At 67.1% G+C, this 16,972-nt stretch carries 14 protein-coding genes; 6 read left to right on the forward strand and 8 right to left on the reverse strand.

The genetic code is table 11. From position 1 onward, the window contains the following. Positions 1–9: 9 nt before the first annotated feature. Together MRBLMA1_RS10480 and MRBLMA1_RS10485 are read left to right on the forward strand one after the other, a co-directional pair. Positions 10–1,797, forward strand: coding sequence for a fatty acyl-AMP ligase (locus MRBLMA1_RS10480; RefSeq protein ID WP_363736626.1), 1,788 nt, complete (start codon positions 10–12; stop codon positions 1,795–1,797). A gap of 113 nt (positions 1,798–1,910) precedes the next feature. Beyond that, positions 1,911–2,522, forward strand: coding sequence for a hypothetical protein (locus MRBLMA1_RS10485; protein WP_363736627.1), 612 nt, complete (start codon positions 1,911–1,913; stop codon positions 2,520–2,522). 77 nt (positions 2,523–2,599) lie between these two features. On the opposite strand, the gene MRBLMA1_RS10490 is transcribed toward MRBLMA1_RS10485, so the two are convergent. Then, positions 2,600–3,541, reverse strand: a complete 942-nt coding sequence (locus MRBLMA1_RS10490; RefSeq protein WP_363736628.1) for a LysR family transcriptional regulator — start codon at positions 3,539–3,541, stop codon at positions 2,600–2,602. 83 nt (positions 3,542–3,624) lie between these two features. Here MRBLMA1_RS10490 and MRBLMA1_RS10495 point away from each other — a divergent pair, with 83 nt between their 5' ends. Both MRBLMA1_RS10495 and MRBLMA1_RS10500 read left to right on the forward strand, forming a co-directional pair. Further along, positions 3,625–4,335: a CoA transferase subunit A gene (locus tag MRBLMA1_RS10495; protein ID WP_363736630.1), complete on the forward strand. Its 711-nt coding sequence runs from the start codon at positions 3,625–3,627 to the stop codon at positions 4,333–4,335. Next, positions 4,335–4,988 carry a CoA transferase subunit B gene (locus MRBLMA1_RS10500; protein ID WP_363736632.1) on the forward strand — a complete coding sequence of 218 codons (654 nt, stop codon included), beginning with the start codon at positions 4,335–4,337 and terminating at the stop codon, positions 4,986–4,988. Before MRBLMA1_RS10495 ends, MRBLMA1_RS10500 begins: the two co-directional genes overlap by 1 nt. A 40-nt stretch (positions 4,989–5,028) precedes the next feature. Here MRBLMA1_RS10500 and MRBLMA1_RS10505 read toward each other — a convergent pair whose 3' ends face one another. From MRBLMA1_RS10505 to MRBLMA1_RS10520, 4 genes are all read right to left on the reverse strand, one after another. Beyond that, positions 5,029–6,741, reverse strand: a complete 1,713-nt coding sequence (locus MRBLMA1_RS10505; protein WP_363736634.1) for a GAF domain-containing hybrid sensor histidine kinase/response regulator — start codon at positions 6,739–6,741, stop codon at positions 5,029–5,031. Positions 6,742–6,911: 170 nt separating this feature from the next. Continuing rightward, positions 6,912–8,864 carry an acetate--CoA ligase gene (acs, locus tag MRBLMA1_RS10510; RefSeq protein WP_363736636.1) on the reverse strand — a complete coding sequence of 651 codons (1,953 nt, stop codon included), beginning with the start codon at positions 8,862–8,864 and terminating at the stop codon, positions 6,912–6,914. Positions 8,865–8,873: 9 nt separating this feature from the next. After that, positions 8,874–9,326, reverse strand: coding sequence for a pseudoazurin (locus tag MRBLMA1_RS10515; RefSeq protein WP_363736638.1), 453 nt, complete (start codon positions 9,324–9,326; stop codon positions 8,874–8,876). Between the two features lie 136 nt (positions 9,327–9,462). After that, entirely contained in the window at positions 9,463–10,023 is a 561-nt protein-coding gene (locus MRBLMA1_RS10520) for a rhodanese-like domain-containing protein (protein ID WP_363736640.1), read from the reverse strand. Between the two features lie 104 nt (positions 10,024–10,127). On the opposite strand from MRBLMA1_RS10520, the gene MRBLMA1_RS10525 reads away from it, so the two are divergent. Both MRBLMA1_RS10525 and MRBLMA1_RS10530 read left to right on the forward strand, forming a co-directional pair. Then, entirely contained in the window at positions 10,128–10,901 is a 774-nt protein-coding gene (locus MRBLMA1_RS10525; protein WP_363736642.1) for a quinoprotein dehydrogenase-associated SoxYZ-like carrier, read from the forward strand. Beyond that, positions 10,898–11,845 carry a quinoprotein relay system zinc metallohydrolase 1 gene (locus MRBLMA1_RS10530; RefSeq protein ID WP_363736644.1) on the forward strand — a complete coding sequence of 316 codons (948 nt, stop codon included), beginning with the start codon at positions 10,898–10,900 and terminating at the stop codon, positions 11,843–11,845. Before MRBLMA1_RS10525 ends, MRBLMA1_RS10530 begins: the two co-directional genes overlap by 4 nt. Positions 11,846–11,882: 37 nt before the next feature. On the opposite strand, the gene MRBLMA1_RS10535 is transcribed toward MRBLMA1_RS10530, so the two are convergent. The 3 genes from MRBLMA1_RS10535 to MRBLMA1_RS10545 form a co-directional block, all read right to left on the reverse strand. Continuing rightward, positions 11,883–14,198, reverse strand: coding sequence for a TonB-dependent receptor (locus MRBLMA1_RS10535; protein ID WP_363736646.1), 2,316 nt, complete (start codon positions 14,196–14,198; stop codon positions 11,883–11,885). Positions 14,199–14,317: 119 nt separating this feature from the next. Next, positions 14,318–15,709: a porin gene (locus MRBLMA1_RS10540; protein WP_363736648.1), complete on the reverse strand. Its 1,392-nt coding sequence runs from the start codon at positions 15,707–15,709 to the stop codon at positions 14,318–14,320. A gap of 126 nt (positions 15,710–15,835) precedes the next feature. Further along, positions 15,836–16,807 carry a PQQ-dependent catabolism-associated beta-propeller protein gene (locus tag MRBLMA1_RS10545; protein WP_363736650.1) on the reverse strand — a complete coding sequence of 324 codons (972 nt, stop codon included), beginning with the start codon at positions 16,805–16,807 and terminating at the stop codon, positions 15,836–15,838. Positions 16,808–16,972 lie beyond the last annotated feature (165 nt).

Below are 16,972 nucleotides of genomic sequence, written 5' to 3' on the forward strand. Positions count from 1 at the left end.
CATAAAGAAATGCAGATAGACTTCAGCCGGTCGATCGTCGACATCGTCCTCGATCATGGCAACAGCATTCCGGATCGGACGGCGCTGATATTCGACCAGGGCGACGGCGCGCAGAGCAGCCTGACCTATGCCGAGTTGGCGACGCGGATCACGCAGCTTGCCGGCGCCCTGTCGGCCCGGGGGCTGGCGGGTCGGCGGATCGCCCTCCTCTTCTCGGCGGGTACTGATTTCGCACTCGCGCTGCTCGCCTGCCTTGCGGCCGGCGGCGTCGCCATTCCGCTCGCCCCGGTCGGCCGGCGCAAAGCAAGGCTCCAGAATATCCTGAACATGCTGGGCGACATCCGGCCCGACTGCATCCTGCTGGACGACAGCATGGCCGCGCTGTTCGGGGACGAACTGTCCGCCGCCCTCGCCGTCGGCCCGGTGCGCTATCTGGAATTTGCCGCGCTCGCGGCCGAACCGCACCCCTTTGCGGCACTGACGCTCCGGCCCGACCAGCTTGCCGTACTGCAGTTCACCTCCGGCACCACGTCCAATCCCAAGGGGGTGATGATCAGCCATGGCAACATCATCGCCAATGAGGCGATGATCCAGGTCGCCTTCGGCCATGACCAGGATTCCCATTTCGTCGGCTGGGTGCCGCATTATCACGACCAGGGCCTGTTCGGTAATATCCTGCAGCCGCTGTTCCTGGGCTCCACCTGCGTGATCACCTCGCCCGCCGCGTTCATCAACCGGCCGATGTTCTGGCTTCAGCTCATCACCCGCTACGGCGCGCATACCAGCGGCGGCCCGAATTTCGGCTACGACCTCTGCGTCGATTTCGCCACGCGCCGGGGCATGCCGGACGATCTCGACCTGTCGGGCTGGCGCGTCGCGTTCAACGGCGCGGAACGGGTCCGGCCCGGCACGCTCGACCGCTTTGCCGAATGCTTTGCCGATGCGGGCTTCGACAAACGCGCCTTCCTGCCCTGCTACGGCCTGGCCGAATCCACCCTCGTGACCATCGCGGTCCCGCCGCAAAGCGACCCGATCGTCAAAAGCTATGACAGCCGCGCTCTGGCGGCGGGACGGGCGGAGGAAAGCAAGGACAGGGAAGGCGTGCTGGAGCTCGCCTGCTGCGGCCCCGCCATGGCGGGGGCGGAGGCGCGGATCGTCGATCCTGCGACCGGCGCAGCGCTCCCCGACGGCGCGGTGGGCGAAATCTGGCTGCGCGGACCGCACATCACCGCCGGCTATATCGACAACCCCGCCGCGACGGAGGCAAGCTTCGGCCGGCTGGACGAAGGGGCCCCGTTCCTGCGCACCGGCGATCTCGGCTTTGCAACGGCCGAAGGATTCTTCATCGTCAGCCGTCTCAAGGACCTGATCATCGTCCGCGGCCGCAACCATGCGCCCAGCGACGTCGAGCAGATCTGGTCGGAACTCTCCGGAACGGTAGGCCAGGCGAGCGCCGCCGCCGTGGAGATCGAGATGGGCGATACCCAGCACATCGTCCTGATCGCGGAAATGAAGCGCGACGACGCCCGCGCCCTGTCCGACGAGAAGGTGCAGGAGATGGCTGGCCGGCTGCGCGCCATGGCCATGGAACGGCTGGAACTGGCCGTCACCGATCTGGTGCTGGTGTCCGCCAGTACGATCCCCCGGACGACCAGCGGCAAGGTGCAGCGCAAGCAGGCGGGCCGGATGCTGATGGACGGGGAACTGACCGTCCTCGCCATGGCAGGCCCGCTGGCGCAGGCGTTCGAGCCATCCGAACAAGGCGCATCCGCTGCCGGCCAGAGCGCGCTGCGATAGATCAGAGGCAGGTCGCGCTCCGGGGTCGGGACTCATTCCTTGAAGCCGCGGCCCGGCAGGCGTAAATTGCCATGGACTGCATAGCCCGTGCCCGAAGCGGAGAGGATGACCCGATGACTGGCCTGTCGCCGACGCGCTGGAGCGGCTCATGGAGCGCCGCCGCCCTGCTGCTGGCTGCCGCCCCCGGCCCAGCCCTGGCCCAGTCGATGATCCTTCCCGAAGGCATGGCGATCCAACTGGAGACGCGTCAGGAAATATCCTCCAAATCCGCCCGCGTCGGGGAGCGGGTCGAGCTGGCGGTGGCCAGGCCCGTGACCATCGGCGGCGTCACGCTCATCCCTGCGGGCAGCCCGGCAGTCGGGGAAGTCAGCCGGGTCAGGGACAATGGCCTGCTCGGCCGCTCCGGCAAGCTCGACATCAAGGTCAGCACCGTCAAGGCGGGCGGAACGGATGTGCCCGTGCGTGGCCAGCGCAATGCGCAGGGCAAGTCCGGCACCCTGGGCGCCGTCGGCGCGGGCATCGTCTTCCTCCCGCTCGCGGTCCTCGTGCACGGCAAGGATGTCAAGCTACCGGCCGGCACGAAGTTCGAGGTCTATGTGGACAAGGAGCTGTCTCTGGGTACTGGCACGGCGCCGGCCCAACCCGCGATCGCCGTCCCGCCCGAAACCGGGGCGACGTCCGGGGCCATCAGAACCGTCGATCCCAATCAGGCACTCGGTTCCTAGAGCGATTTCCAAGCGATCGGAACCGATCGTTGGTCAAGAAATCGGGGAAAACAAGGAATCCAGAGCGGCGATCTGATTCAATCAGATCGAAACCCGCCCCAGGGCCGCGGCGCGCCCGCCTCTGCCCCACCCTGCCCCAGTCTCAGGGCGCTGGCCTGCTCGAAAATCGCGGCGACCACCGGATCATTGTCGGACACCCGTCTGGCGACATGGAATTCGATCGGCGCCAGGTCCGGCATGTCGCCCAGTTCCACCAGAGCCCCGTTCATCATGTCGGCGCGCGCCATAGGTTCTGGAAAGATGCCGATGCCGCCGCCCGCCTTGGCGATGTCGATCATCATCCGGGCATTGTTGCACAGGTTGAGCGATTTGTGGGCGATTCGGGAGGCGGCGATCGCGTCCCGCATCCGCCCATAGATCGGGGAATGGCTGGCCAGCGACCAGATCGGAATGGTACGGTCCCCTCCGCTGTTGCGAAATGACGCGGCGATCGCCGGACTGGCAAGCCAGACGAGCCGTACGCCGCCAATGGGACTCGACTGCAGCGCAGGATGCGCCACCGGCCCGGCCGCGAAGGCGATGTCGGCGCGCCCGACCAGCAATTGCTGGATCAGATTGGCGGTCAGGTCGATGTCCAGCTCCAGGCTGACATGCGGCATCTGCGCCTTCAGTCGCGCCACAAAGTCCGGAAGGCAGCTTGCCGCCGCAATCTCGCCCGTACCGATGCGGACCACGCCGCTCGCCTCGGCCAATCCGCCGCAACGCAGCAGCACGCTCTGCAGGTCACTCCAGAGCGGCGCGCAATCGCGCACGAGCTGGCGTCCGGCGGGGGTGAAGGACATGGTCCGGCCCTCCCGGCGAAAGAGGCGCGCGCCCAGATGCGCTTCCAATTCCCGCACCCGCGCGGAAATGGCCGGCTGCGTGGTGTTGAGCCGCTCCGCCGCCGCCGCAAAGGTGCCGAGCCGGTCGATCCACAACAGGGTTTCCAGATGAAATAGACCGATGCGATTGATAGACATCACTTATTATTATTCCAAAAAACAAATCATTGGAAATGATAATTCACCTGCGCCAGAACAGGCCGCGAAGGAGAGGCTTGCTCATGGTCAAGAAGCTTTACCCCGATGCTGCGCGCGCGTTGGAGGGGCTTCTCTTTGACGGGATGCATTTGTGCGCGGGCGGATTTGGGCTGTGCGGGATACCGGAACGGCTGATCGACGCGATCCGCGACAGCGGGGTCAAGGACCTGACGATTGCCTCGAACAATGCGGGGATTGACGGGGAGGGTCTGGGCAAGCTGCTGCGCACGCGGCAGGTGAAGAAGATGATCTCCAGCTATGTGGGGGAGAACAAGGAGTTCGAGCGGCAATATCTGGCCGGCGAGCTGGAGGTGGAATTCTGCCCGCAGGGGACGCTGGCGGAACGGTGCCGGGCGGGCGGCGCGGGCATTCCGGGCTTCTATACCAAGACCGGCGTCGGCACGGCGGTGGCCGAGGGCAAGGAGGTCAAGGTCTTCGACGGGCAGGATTATATCCTGGAGCGCGGGATTTTTGCCGATGTGGCGATCATCAAGGGCTGGAAGGCCGACGAGAGCGGCAACCTCATCTTCCGCAAGACGGCGCGCAACTTCAACCAGCCCATGGCGACGGCGGCGAAGATCTGCGTTGCCGAAGTGGAGGAGGTGGTGCCCACCGGCGCGCTTGACCCGGACGCGATCCATCTGCCCGGCATTTACGTCAAGCGCATGATCGTGGGCGCGCCCTATGACAAGAAGATCGAATTCCGCACCGTCCGCCAGAGGGAGGCCGTCTGATGCCCTGGAGCAGAGATGAAATGGCCGCGCGCGCGGCGCAGGAACTGCGCGACGGTTTCTACGTGAACCTGGGGATCGGCATACCGACGCTGGTGGCCAACCATATCCCCGCCGGCGTGGAAGTGACGCTGCAGTCGGAGAACGGCATGCTGGGCATCGGCCCCTTTCCCTATGAGGGGGAGGAGGATGCCGACCTCATCAATGCGGGCAAGCAGACGATCAGCGAATTGCCGCAGAGCTGCTATTTCTCCAGCGCGGACAGCTTCGCGATGATCCGGGGCGGGCATATCGACCTCACCGTTCTGGGCGCGATGGAGGTTGCGGAAAATGGCGACATCGCCAACTGGATGATCCCCGGCAAGATGATCAAGGGCATGGGCGGCGCGATGGACCTGGTCGCGGGCGTCAAGAAGATCATCGTCGTCATGGAACACACGTCCAAGGATGGCAGCCCCAAGTTCATCCCGGCCTGCACCCTGCCGCTGACCGGCAGGAATGTGGTCGACATGATCGTCACCGACCTCTGCGTCTTCCAGCGGCCCGACCATGACAGCCCCTTCCGCCTCGTCCAGCTCGCTCCGGGCGTGACAGAAGACGACGTCGCCGAAAGGACAAGCGCGCATTACACGGTCGACATCGCCCAGGCGGCCTGACCGGAACAGGCAGCCCGGCGGGAGCCGTCATATACCCGGATCAGGCGGTCTGCGCGCGCGCGGCGGAGATGCAGGCCTGCAGATGTTGATGCCGGAACGGCTTTGACAGGCGGGTGATGTCGGGCGCGATCAGGTCCACCCCCTCATAACCCGATATGATCAGCAGCGCGATCTTCGGATGATCGGCACGCAGGCGCAGCGCCAGTTCCACTCCCGTCATGCCCGGCATGATATGGTCGGTGATCAGGATGTCCGGCCGGTCGCCTGATTCGATCATCGTGAGGGCATGTTCGGCGCGGTCGGTGTCGATCACCTCATAGCCCATGTCGACCAGCATCGCCCGTGTGCTGTTCCGGACAAGGTCATTATCATCCACCAGCAGCACCTTGCCCGATCGCGCTTTGGGTTCTTCCCCGACCGCGGGCGGTTCGGCTTTCGCGACAGGGGCCTGCTCGACCGGCAGCCAGAGCCTGACGCTCGTACCCTCGCCCACGGCGCTGTCGATCTCCACTGTGCCGCCAAGCTGGGTGGCAAGGCCATGGACCATGGACAGGCCCAGTCCCGTACCGTGGCCGGAAGGCTTGGTGGTGAAAAAGGGTTCCATCGCCGCAGCCCGGACCGACGGCGTCATGCCGGTGCCGGTATCGCTGACGGTCAGGCAGACATAGGGACCAGGCGGCGCCAGAGCGGCGGGCAGGCGGCTCTTCCGGGCCTCCGCCTTTATGCTGAAGGCGCCGCCATCGAGCATGGCATCGCGCGCGTTGACCGCCAGATTGAGCAGCGCGACCTCAAGCTGGTGGGCATCGGCGCGCACGGCGGGCAGCATCGGTTGCAGATCGAGCGACAGCGCGATCCGCGGGCCCAGCGTGCTGGCCAGCAGGGCCTGCATGCCATCGAGCAGGGTTGACAGGTCTACCGCCTTTGCGGTCAGGGGCTGGCGGCGGGCAAAGGTCAGGAGCCGCTGCACCAGCGTCTGGGCGCTTTCCGCCGCCTGCATCGCGATGGTCGCGTGCCGCTCGATCGACTCCGGGGTCCGCTTGCCCGACAGGATCAGGTCCAGCCCGCCGACGATCGGCATCAGCAGATTGTTGAAATCATGGGCGACATGGCCGGTCAACTGGCCCAGCATGTCCAGCTTCTGGACCTGGCGCAGGCTGTCCTGCGACCGCTCCAGTTCCGTGGTGCGTTCCCTGACGCGGCGTTCCAGCTGATCGTTCAGCGCTTCCAGCGATGCGAACAGCCGCCCATTTTCCAGCGCGGTGGACGCCGCGCGGGCCAGGGCCTCCAGCAGCGCGATCTCATTTTCTGTGGGCTGCGCGAATTCCGACCAATAGGCGCCCAGAGCGGCTATGGGCTCGACGCGGCCGATCGGCACCATCACCATGGACCGCACGAATGTGGTGCGATAGGCCTCCACCGGCACGCGGGGATCGTCGAATATGTCCGGGATCACCGCGGTCCGGTGATTCTCCATCGCCCAGCCCGATACGCAGCTCGCCGCGGGAAAGCGCTGGCCCGCCCAAAGCGGCTCCATCGAATCTTCCGCGATATAGTGACACTCGTCCTCGTCGCGCAGGACGACCGCAATGCCGTCCGCCCCGACCGCGCGACGCGCGAAGGCTCGCAGGACATGGGTGATGGCCTCCAGGGACCGAGCACCGGCCAGCGCTTCCATGGCTTCGGCGGCTATGCTCCATCGGGCCGCTAGCGCCTTTTGCTCCGCACCCCGTTCGCTTGCCAGTTTCCTGTCCATCGACAACCTTCTGCATCGAAACCGCGCAGCTTTCTATCATTGGACGGGGTCGATCACAAAGCGATTATGATCAACGGCTTAGCGCTCGCCTGCCACCGATGGTCATCAACCATTTCTTAACCCTGCTGCGGCGGCGGGAAGGACATGCCTCTTCCCGCCCCATCGCTGCTCTATGCGGCGCGGCTTTCGACCAGCTCCTGCACGATGGCCGGATCGGCAAGTGTACTAATGTCTCCCAGCGCCTGCGGGGACACTTCACCCTCCGCGATCTTGCGCAGGATGCGGCGCATGATCTTGCCCGACCGGGTCTTGGGCAGGCCGGGGGCGAACTGGATCACGTCGGGCGTCGCGATCGGCCCGATCTCGCTGCGCACCCATTTGACCAGCGTCTGGCGCAGCGCGTCGCTCGCTTCCTCGCCGCTGTTGAGCGTCACATAGGCGTAGATGCCCTGGCCCTTGATGTCGTGCGGAAAGCCCACGACCGCCGCCTCGGCCACCGCTTCGTGCAGCACCAGCGCGCTCTCGACCTCCGCCGTGCCCATGCGGTGCCCGGACACGTTGATGACGTCGTCCACCCGGCCCGTGATCCAATAGTCTCCGTCCGCGTCGCGCCGGCAACCGTCGCCGGTGAAGTACAGCCCTGGATAGGTGGTGAAATAGGTCTGGAAGAAGCGCTCATGGTCGCCCCAGACAGTGCGCGCCTGCCCCGGCCAGCTCCGCGCGATGCAGAGATTGCCCTCCCCTTCGCCGTCCACGGCGACGCCATTGCCGTCGACCAGCAGGGGTTCCACCCCGAAAAAGGGCCTGGCCGCCGCACCCGGCTTCAGGTCCGTCGCGCCCGGCAACGGCGTGATCATGTGCCCGCCCGTCTCGGTCTGCCACCAGGTGTCGACGATGGGGCAGCGCCCCTCGCCTACCACCTCATGATACCAGCGCCAGGCCTCGGGATTGATCGGCTCGCCCACCGTCCCCAGCAGGCGCAGCGACGTGCGGCTGGTGCGGGTCACGAAATCGTCGCCTTCCTTCATCAGCGAACGCAGCGCCGTCGGCGCGGTGTAGAGCGTCGCCACCTGATGCCGGTCGACCACTTCCCAGATGCGGCTGGGCGTCGGCCAGTTCGGCACCCCCTCGAACATCAGCGTGGTGCCGCCATTGGCCAGCGGCCCATAGACGATATAGCTGTGCCCCGTGACCCAGCCGACATCGGCGGATGACCAGAAGACTTCGCCCGGCCGATGGTCGAAGCTCAGGTCGAATGTCATCGCCGCCCAGAGCAGATAGCCCCCGGTCGAATGCAGCACGCCCTTGGGCTTGCCCGTCGATCCGGAGGTATAGAGCAGGAACAGCGGGTCTTCCGCCGCCATCGCCTCGGCCGGACAATCGACGGAAACGGTGGCGGCCAGCTCGTCATAATAGGCGTCGCGCCCAGCATCCATTGCAACATCGCCGCCGGTCGCCCGGACGACGATCACGCGCTCCAGCCCCGGCGCCAGAACCGCCGCCGCGTCGACATTGCGCTTGAGCGGCACGGTCCTGCCGCCGCGCCGCCCCTCATCGGCGGTGATGACGATCCGGCTGTCGCAATCGGTGATCCGCCCCGCCAGCGCCTCGGGCGAAAAGCCGCCGAACACGACGGAATGGATCGCCCCGATCCGCGCGCAGGCGAGCATGGCGAAGGCGGCCTCCGGAATCATCGGCAGGTAGAGCGTCACCCGGTCGCCGCGGCCCACGCCCGCCGCCTTCAGCACATTGGCGAAGCGACACACCTCCGCATGCAATTGCCGATAGGTGAAGCGCCGCGCCGGTTCCTCCGGATCGTCGGGTTCCCAGATGATCGCCACCTGGTCCCCGCGCGTCTCCAGATGGCGGTCCAGGCAATTGGCCGACACGTTGAGCATGCCGTCGCTGAACCAGCTTATGCCGAAATTCCGCTCCGCAAAGCTGCTCTCGTCGGCGCGGGTGGGTTCGCGCAGCCAGTCCAGCCGCCGCGCCTGCTCCAGCCAATAGGCGTCAGCGTCATCGATCGATCGGCGATAGCCCGCGGCATAGGCGGCGGCATCGACCTTCGCCTCCGCCGACCAGAGCGGCGGCACGGGATAGACAAGGGGGGCCGTGGTCAGCATCGGCGGATCTCACTTCACCTTGGCAAGCGCGGCGGTCATCCGCTTGGCGGCGAAGGGCGGCAACTTCACCGCCTTGGCGGCGGCGAGATCGGCCGGGGTTACCTTGCCCACCTGCACCAGGGCGACCATGCCCATCGAATAATGCGGCATGCACTTGATGCCGTAGAGGCCCGGCTTGGTGACGGTCAGCACTGCCTCCTTGTTCATCGCGCCCTTCATCGGGGTCGCGCCGGCCGGCAGCATGTTCGCCATGGTTTCGGCATTATGGCTGGGATTGCTTGGCTGGAAACGGATGGTGTCGCCCACAGCCGCCTTCACGAAGGACGGCTCGAACACCATGGCGCCATCCGCGCCCTGGTTCTTCATATGGACGATGATGTCCCTGGCCTGCGCCGAAAGCGGCGCCAGCGCCAGCAGCGCGACGGCGCCAACAGCGCCCAGGGTGATGCGAATGTCGGTCAAGGCTCTCTCTCCCATGCAAACATGCTTGGGCAAAAGATGGCGCAGCGCGGCGGATCCTCGCAATGGGCCATTGGTCCTAGAGCTTGAGCAGACCAAAGCATGCCACGACAAAATCGGGGCACGACCCGCGCCTGATCTAGGACGGAGCGCTCGCGCGCACGACGCCTCCCTCCGGCACCGCCCGCGCCAATGGCTGTCCCAGGTCGCGCCAGCCGTCCGTCCCCTCCGCCAGCCACCAGACATTGCGATAGCCCATGGCGCGCAGCCGCCGCGCGGCGTTCCAGCTCATCCAGCAATCGGCCCGGCAGAAGACCAGGAGCATGCGATCCCGCCGTCCACCCGTCAGCCGCCGCACGCCACCTGCGAACCAGGCCGCGATGCCGGGCTCCGGCACGCCCCTGCCCGCTTCGGGAAACCAGTGCGCGCCCGGAACGCTTTCATGCTGCTCCGCCAGCCGCCAGCGCCCGTCGCGCTCCCTATGCCCGCCCTCGGCCGGCAGGACATCGATGAACAGCGCGTCCCGCCCCGGCCGCAGGGCCGCGGCGGCGGCCGGGGCGATCCGGCCAACCCCGTCGGGCGGGCGGGCGACCGGCGCGCGATAGGCGGCGATGCGATATCCGTCGGGGCCGAACAATGGCTCCGCCCCCACCGGCGCCGCGCAAAGCAGCAATGCGGCGCCCCATACAGTCATCCTCATTCCCGGCCCTCCCCATCCGACCCAAGGGCCAATGGTAGCGCATTGCGCCAGCCTGTAGATCTGCACCAAGGGAGAAGGACGTGAAAGGGCGAAGATACGCAGCCATGACCCTGGCCCTGCTCGCGCTGGCGGCGCGCGCAGACGCATCCGTGCCTGCCGATCCGCTCGAATCGCCGATGTGGGAAGCGCATGCGAAGCTGCTGTTCGGCGACGATCCGGTCCGCTTCGACCCGCGGGTGAAGGTCGGCTTTCCCCAGATCGCGGAAAATCAGCGCAGCTTCCCGGTGGCCATCGACGCCCGCGCCATTGCCGGCGTCCGACGCATCGTGCTGATGGCAGACCTCAACCCGATCCCCATCGCCATCGACTATCACCCGACGGACAGCGACGCCTATCTCGCCACCCGGATCAAGCTGGACCAGCGCACGCCCGTGCGCGGCGCGGTGCAGTTGGCGAGCGGCGAATGGCTGGTGTCGGGCGGCTGGATCGACGCGGCGGGCGGCGGCTGCTCGACGCCGCCGGTCAGCCGCGTCAAGGGCGACTGGGCCGAACATCTGGGCGAAATCAGGGGCGAAGCCTGGCCCGTCGCCGGGCCAACCCCGGCCAGCCGCCTGCGCATCAGCTTCCGGCACCCGATGGATACCGGGCTGGTCGATGCCATTCCCACCTATCATCTGGAACAGCTGACCGTGCGCGACGGCGCCGGCCGCGAACTGGGCCGGATGGAGATCTGGGCTTCGGTCGCGGAAGACCCGGCCATCACCCTGGTCCCTCATGCCGCGGCGGGCGACATGCTGACGGTCGATGCCCGCGACACCAACGGACGCGATTATCACGCGGCACTGTCCGTCGCGCGCCAGTCGCCCCCGCCGCGATGATGCTCACCCGGCGCGGACTGATCACCGGCGGCATGGCGCTCGCCGCCTTGCCCGCGCAGGCGCGCGGCCGCTATGCGATCGATCCCGTCGCCGTCGCGGACGGAATATGGATGATCCACGGCGCGGACGCCCCGATCGATCCGGCCAATGGCGGCGCCATCGCCAATATCGCGATCATCGCCACGCCGGCGGGGACGGTGCTGTGCGATTGCGGCCCGTCGCTCTCCTATGGGCAGGCGCTGCGCAAGGTGGCGGAGGAACTGACCGGCCAGAGGGTGGTCCGCGTCTATGTCACCCATCTGCACCCCGATCACGGCATGGGCATCGCCGCCTTCGATCCCGGGATCGTTGCGGCGCTGCCCGGCACGATCGAAGCGCTCGCCCGCGAGGGACGCGGCTATTCAGACGCGATGTACCGGTTGCTGAACGACTGGATGCGCGGCACCGAACTGGTCCTTCCCGGCCTGCCGATCACGACAGGGCGCGATGATTTCGGCGGGCGCGGCTTGCGGCTGCTGGCGCTTTCCGGCCACAGCGGCGCGGACCTGGCGCTGCTGGACGAACGAAGCGGCCTGCTGATCGGCGGCGACCTCGTCTTTCACGATCGCGCACCCAGCACGCCGACCGCCGACCTTCCCCGCTGGCGCGCCAGTCTCGACCGGCTGGCGAGCGAACCGCATGACGGCCTGGTCCCCGGCCATGGCCCGTTCGATCCGGGCGGCAGGGCCGCCATTGCCCAGACCCGCGACTGGATCGACTGGCTGGAGGACGCGCTGACGCGGGCGGTGCAATCGGGCCTCGACATGGTGGAGGCGGGCGAACTGCCAATCCCCCCACGCTTCGCGACCATGGCGGCGGCACGATACGAACTGCAACGCAGCGTCTCCCACCTCTATCCGGGGCTGGAGGCGCGGCTGCTGCCCCGCATCGACCAGCCAGCCTGATCTGGCGCGATTAGCCGGCGATCCAAGCCGGTTGGCTCTAGAATCGAGCCTTCACCCCCGCATACCAGCGGCGCGGCGCGCCCGGCCCATAGGCGCGCGGATCGGACGCATGCGGCGCTTGCGCCATCGCCACCTCCCCGATGTCGCTGAACGTGCCGAAGGTCGCATATTTGCAGTCCAGCGCATTGCGCAACTCGCCGAACAGCGTCACGCCCGGCAGGATATCGACCCCGGCGCGCAGATTGACCAGCGCATAGCCCTTCAGCGGCGGCTGGTCATTGCCCTCGTCACCCACCAGATATTGTCCCGTCCGCGCGATCAGGTCGCCGCCGGCCGACCAGCCCCGCCCGGCATAGTCCAGCGACAGCGTCGCACTGTGGCGGGGAATGCCGGGCAGCCGGTCTCCGGGCCGGACAAGGATCACGCCGTCCTCGTCCGCCGCGGGATTGGCGGGACTGGAAAGCGCCAGCTCATGCCGGTAGGTCGCGTCGGTGAAGGCATAGCTGAGGGCCCCGGAAAAGCCGCCGCGCACGGCCTTCAGGGTGAACTCCACGCCCTGCCGCCGGGTGGCGCCGATATTGCGGAACCAGGCGCGCCCGCGAATGTCGGACGCGACAAATTGAATGTCGTCGCGGTTGCGCGTGCGATAGGCGGACAACAGCCATTCCAGCCGGAACCCGCCCCACCGGCCCCGCCCGCCCGCGCCCGCTTCCCAGCTTTTGGCGACGACCTGCTTCAACGGCGGATCGGCAATGAAGAAATTGGCGAGGCTGCACGGCGCATGCTCATCGGCGCAGGACAGTTCGGCGGGCGTGGGCGCGCGGTTGCTCTCGGCATAGCCGACGCGCAGGTCCAGTTCCTGCGACAGCCGGTAATCGAACTCCAGACCGGGGTTCAGCCGCTCGAACCGATGATCGCCGTTGAGCGCCGTGCCGATCCGGTCGCGCATCGCGATCGCGACATGATTGTAGCGCAGCCCGATCTCCGCCGAGAGCCGGGGGGTCAGCGGCAGCCGGTCCTGCGCGAACAGCCCCCAATAGCTGGCATGCGCGACCAGGCCGACCGGCCCGATGGCGCCGTCCTCCTGCACGATGGACGGCCCCAGCCCCTGGACGCTGCGATCCTCCGTCAGCGCGCCCAGTTCGGTCGACGCGCCAAAGCGGCTGCGGCTCGTGTCATAGCTCAGCCCAATGGCAAGGTGATTGCGCCCGCCCGGCAACGCCCGCTCGTCGATCATCTGGACCAGCGCGCCCATCGCCCGGCTGTCGAGCCGGCCACGGTTGAGCACGCCATAGCCCTCGCCGCCCCGGACATCGGCAATCGGCCGCCCGTCGCCATCGGTCAGCAGCGCCTCTTCCGTCCCGCCCACGGTCTCCAGGCAGAGCAGCCCGGCGCGATCCTCGTCCTCGCACACCTCCATGTCGGCGGCATCGCCATTCACGGTGCGCAGCTTCAACCGCTGGGCATAGAACGTGCCCTCGATCCGCGTCCCCTCCCCCAACGCGACCCAGGGGTGCAGGCTGACCCGGCCATAGCGCGCTCTGGCATTGTCGGGCCAGGTGAAGACCGCCCGCCGGTCCGCCGCCAGCAATTCGACCGGCGCGACGCCATTGCCCGCCAGGTCCGTGTCGGCGCCGATCCACTTCAGATGCAGCCCGCCCGTCGCGGTGTCGAAGCCCAGGTCGGCATAGCCATTATAGAGGGTGGAGGGCGAATGGTCGCGCCAGCCGTCCTCATGGCGGTACTGGAACGCGCCGAAGGCACTGAAATCGCCCCTCTTCAGGCCGCCCGCGACGCTCGCCTCCCGCGACCCGAAATGGCCGCCGGTCAGGCTCGCCTCCAGCCCCGGATCGCTGGCGCCCGTCCTGGTGTCGATCACCATCGCCCCGCCCAGCGCGTTCAGCCCGTAGACAGCGCTGCTGTCAAGCAGGGTGACGCCGCGAATCGCCGCCTCCGGCAACAGATCGAAGGCGACGGTATCGCCAAAGGGCTGGTTGAAGCGCGCCCCGTCCAGATAGACCGCCAGCCCCTGCGCCTGCCCCTGCAAGGGGGAAGCGGTAAAGCCGCGATAGACCAGATTGGGCTGCCACGGATTGCCCTGCGCATCCTGCAGGGTCACGCCCGCGATCGACCGGGTCAGTGCGCCCAGCAGGTCGGGCGCCCCCGCGCGGCCGATGTCCGCGCCGGTCAGGTGCAACGCATCATCGGCATCGATCGCGCCGCCGGGCGCCGTGACGACGATCGGCTGCCGCTCTGCATCGGCGTCGGCCGTCTCCGCCCGCGCGTCCAGGACCATGGCCTGCCCCGCCAGCATCGCCCATGCCGCGCCGACCAGCCGCATGCCCTTCCTCATCCCCTTGCCTCTTCTTCCTTGTTCCTCGACCGCCAGGCCATTGTCCAGCCATGAAAAAATGGGGCCGCATCCCTGTTAGGATGCGGCCCCGCCCCGTGACATTGTTCCTTCGGTCGGCATCAGAAGAACAGGATCGCCCCCGCCGCGACGGCGTCGGAACTAGCCTGGTTGCCGTTATGCGCTTCCGACTTGGTGTGGACATATTCGCTGAGCAGCGTCACCCAGCTCGTAAGGCCGTAGCGGAGCTGCCCGACCCAACTCGAATTCTTGTCCACCAGCGTCGGATTGGCCAGCGCGTCGGCGGCGTTGGCATAGTCGAGACTGCTCTCGCCATAGCTGCCCCCGACCGAGACTTTCCCGAACGTCGCCAGCCCTTGCAGGTAGAAGCCATGGCTGTCGCGCTTGTTGCCCAGGCCATCGGTGTCGAACAGGTTGAGCGCCGTCGTGCCAAGGCCCGAGGCATCATAATAGGTGCCGACCAGCGTCAGCGGACCCACCGTCACCTTCGCGCCCGCGTCCCAGCCCCAGCTGGTATAGTCCGGACCCGCGATCACATTATGCTTCTGCCGGATGCCGGCCGCCCACAGGCGCGTGCCCACGCCGCCGAACTTGCCGTCATAGACCAGCTTGCCCTGGAAGCCCGGCTCCTTGTTGGCCTCGTCCGGCCCGGTCAGCGACGACAAGGGCTCGAAAATGCCGAGGCTGGCGGTAAAGCCGCTGAAGCTGGGCGTGGTATAGGTGATCTGCGGCTGGAAATCGGTGTAGATATAGCCGACGCCTATCCGCCCCAGCGTGGTGTTGGACGGCGCGACATTGCCCGCCGGCGTTCCCGAAGACAGCAGGGTGATGTCGTTCAGTATCTGCTCGGAGGCGAACAGGCCGATGTCGCGGCCGATCTTCACCTCGCCAAAGCCCGACCGGCCGAAGGTCAGGTAGGTCTGGCGGAAATCGATGCCCGCCGTCTGCAGCCCGCGCGGATTGCCGGGGCTGTTCGCGCCACCGCCCGCCGCATAGTTCACCGAATTAATGCCCGGATACATGCCGAAATGCGCGCCCACATCCCAGCCGCCCTGCCGGGTCATGACCTCGACCTTCAGGAAGCCTGGCAGCAGGCCGTTGCGGATCGCCGAACTCTTGCCGCCTACCGTCGCCACGCCGCCGACCACGCTGTTGGTGGCGCTGGGTGCCTCGCCATTATCATGGACGTAGAAGCCGTTGACCGAGCCGGAGAATTTGAGCGTGACGTCGCCCATTTCGAAGCCGACGCCGCTGTCGGTCATGCGCACGGTCCGGCCGCCGCCCGACGCGTCGGGTGTCACCGGCGGGGCGGCAGGCGCCGAAGCCGCCTCGGCGCTCTCATTCTTCAGCAGCTCCTGATATTCCTCATCGGAGAGGATTCTCTTCTCATGCAGCCGCTTCAGCAGATCGGCGGTGGTCCCGGCCAACGCCGGCGTGGCAGTCGCGCAAAGCAGCCCCATGGCCGCGCTCGCGAGGAGCAGCGTCCTTTTCATAACATCCTCCCTCTTTGTGCCGGTCAATGCCCCCGGCTGAAGAGAGAGTGAGGCGGACGCCCCGGCAGGAAAATTGGACTTAGGGCTTCCTCCCTTGGGATGAGGGGGTAACCTATCTGCGGACAGTCAGGGGACCGCCACGATTCCCCAGGGCGCCGTCCCCACCGGGATCGTTCCCGTGACCTCTCCCCTGGCCAGATCGATCACACTCACATTGTCCGAAAGGCCATTGGCCGCATAGGCCCGCGCGCCATCGCCGCTCACCGCGACATGCCATACCCGCTTACCCACCGGCACATAGGCGCGCACCTTGCGGCTCGCCACGTCGACCAGCGCGACATGATCCGCCCGACCCAGCGCCACCACCGCCGTCCTGCCGTCCGGCGTGAAGCGGATCCCGCAGGGCAATATGCGATGCTCCGCCACGCCCGGAATGGCGAAATGCAGCGTCTCGACCACCTTGCGGGAGGCCATATCGATGATCTGCACCGTCCCGCCTACCTCTGCCGCGACCCAGAGCTGGGCGCCGTCGCGGGTGAATTCGACATGGCGCGGGCGCAGGTCGACGGGCGTCGCCTCGACCATTTCCCTCTTCGCCACGTCGACCCAGTTGACGACATTCTCCTCCTCCGACGTCACCGCGACCCACCGGCTGTCGGGACTTTGCGCCACGCCTTCGGGCTCCCCGCCGACATCCACCTGGAAGGCGACCGTCCTGGTCCCAAGGTCGATCGCGGTCAGCGCCGCATTGTCCTCATTGGCGACGAACAGCGTCCCGCCATCGCGCGAGAGGAAGAATTGCTCCGGATCCTCCCCTGACGGCAACTCCGCCACGACCTTGCCCGTGGCCCGCTCGATCACCTGCACGGCATGGTCGGTCGATGCGCACAGATAGATATATTTCCCGTCCTTCGACACGGTGATCCCGCGCGGCCGGCCGCCGACCGCCCATGTCGCGACCACCTTCGCGCTGGCCGCGTCGATCACCGTGACGCTGTTGCCGCGCTCGTTGGAGACATAGAGCGTCTCCGCCCACGCGCTCACTGGCTGCGCGCTCGCCGGAGCCAGTACCAACCCCGCCAGAATGATGCGCTTCATCCGCCCTGATCCTCTCCGCCGCCCGATGGATATTCCATGTTCCTGTATGGCACCCGCGAGTTTTAAGGCGCGCGCGCCTCCACCGGGATAGTACCAACGGCCAATAGGGCGGCAAAGCCCGCTGCCCTACACTTGCCCCAATCAATTCGGGTGAGGATTTCGAGC

The organism is Sphingobium sp. LMA1-1-1.1, from assembly GCF_040676365.1.
In the GTDB taxonomy this organism is placed as follows: domain Bacteria; phylum Pseudomonadota; class Alphaproteobacteria; order Sphingomonadales; family Sphingomonadaceae; genus Sphingobium.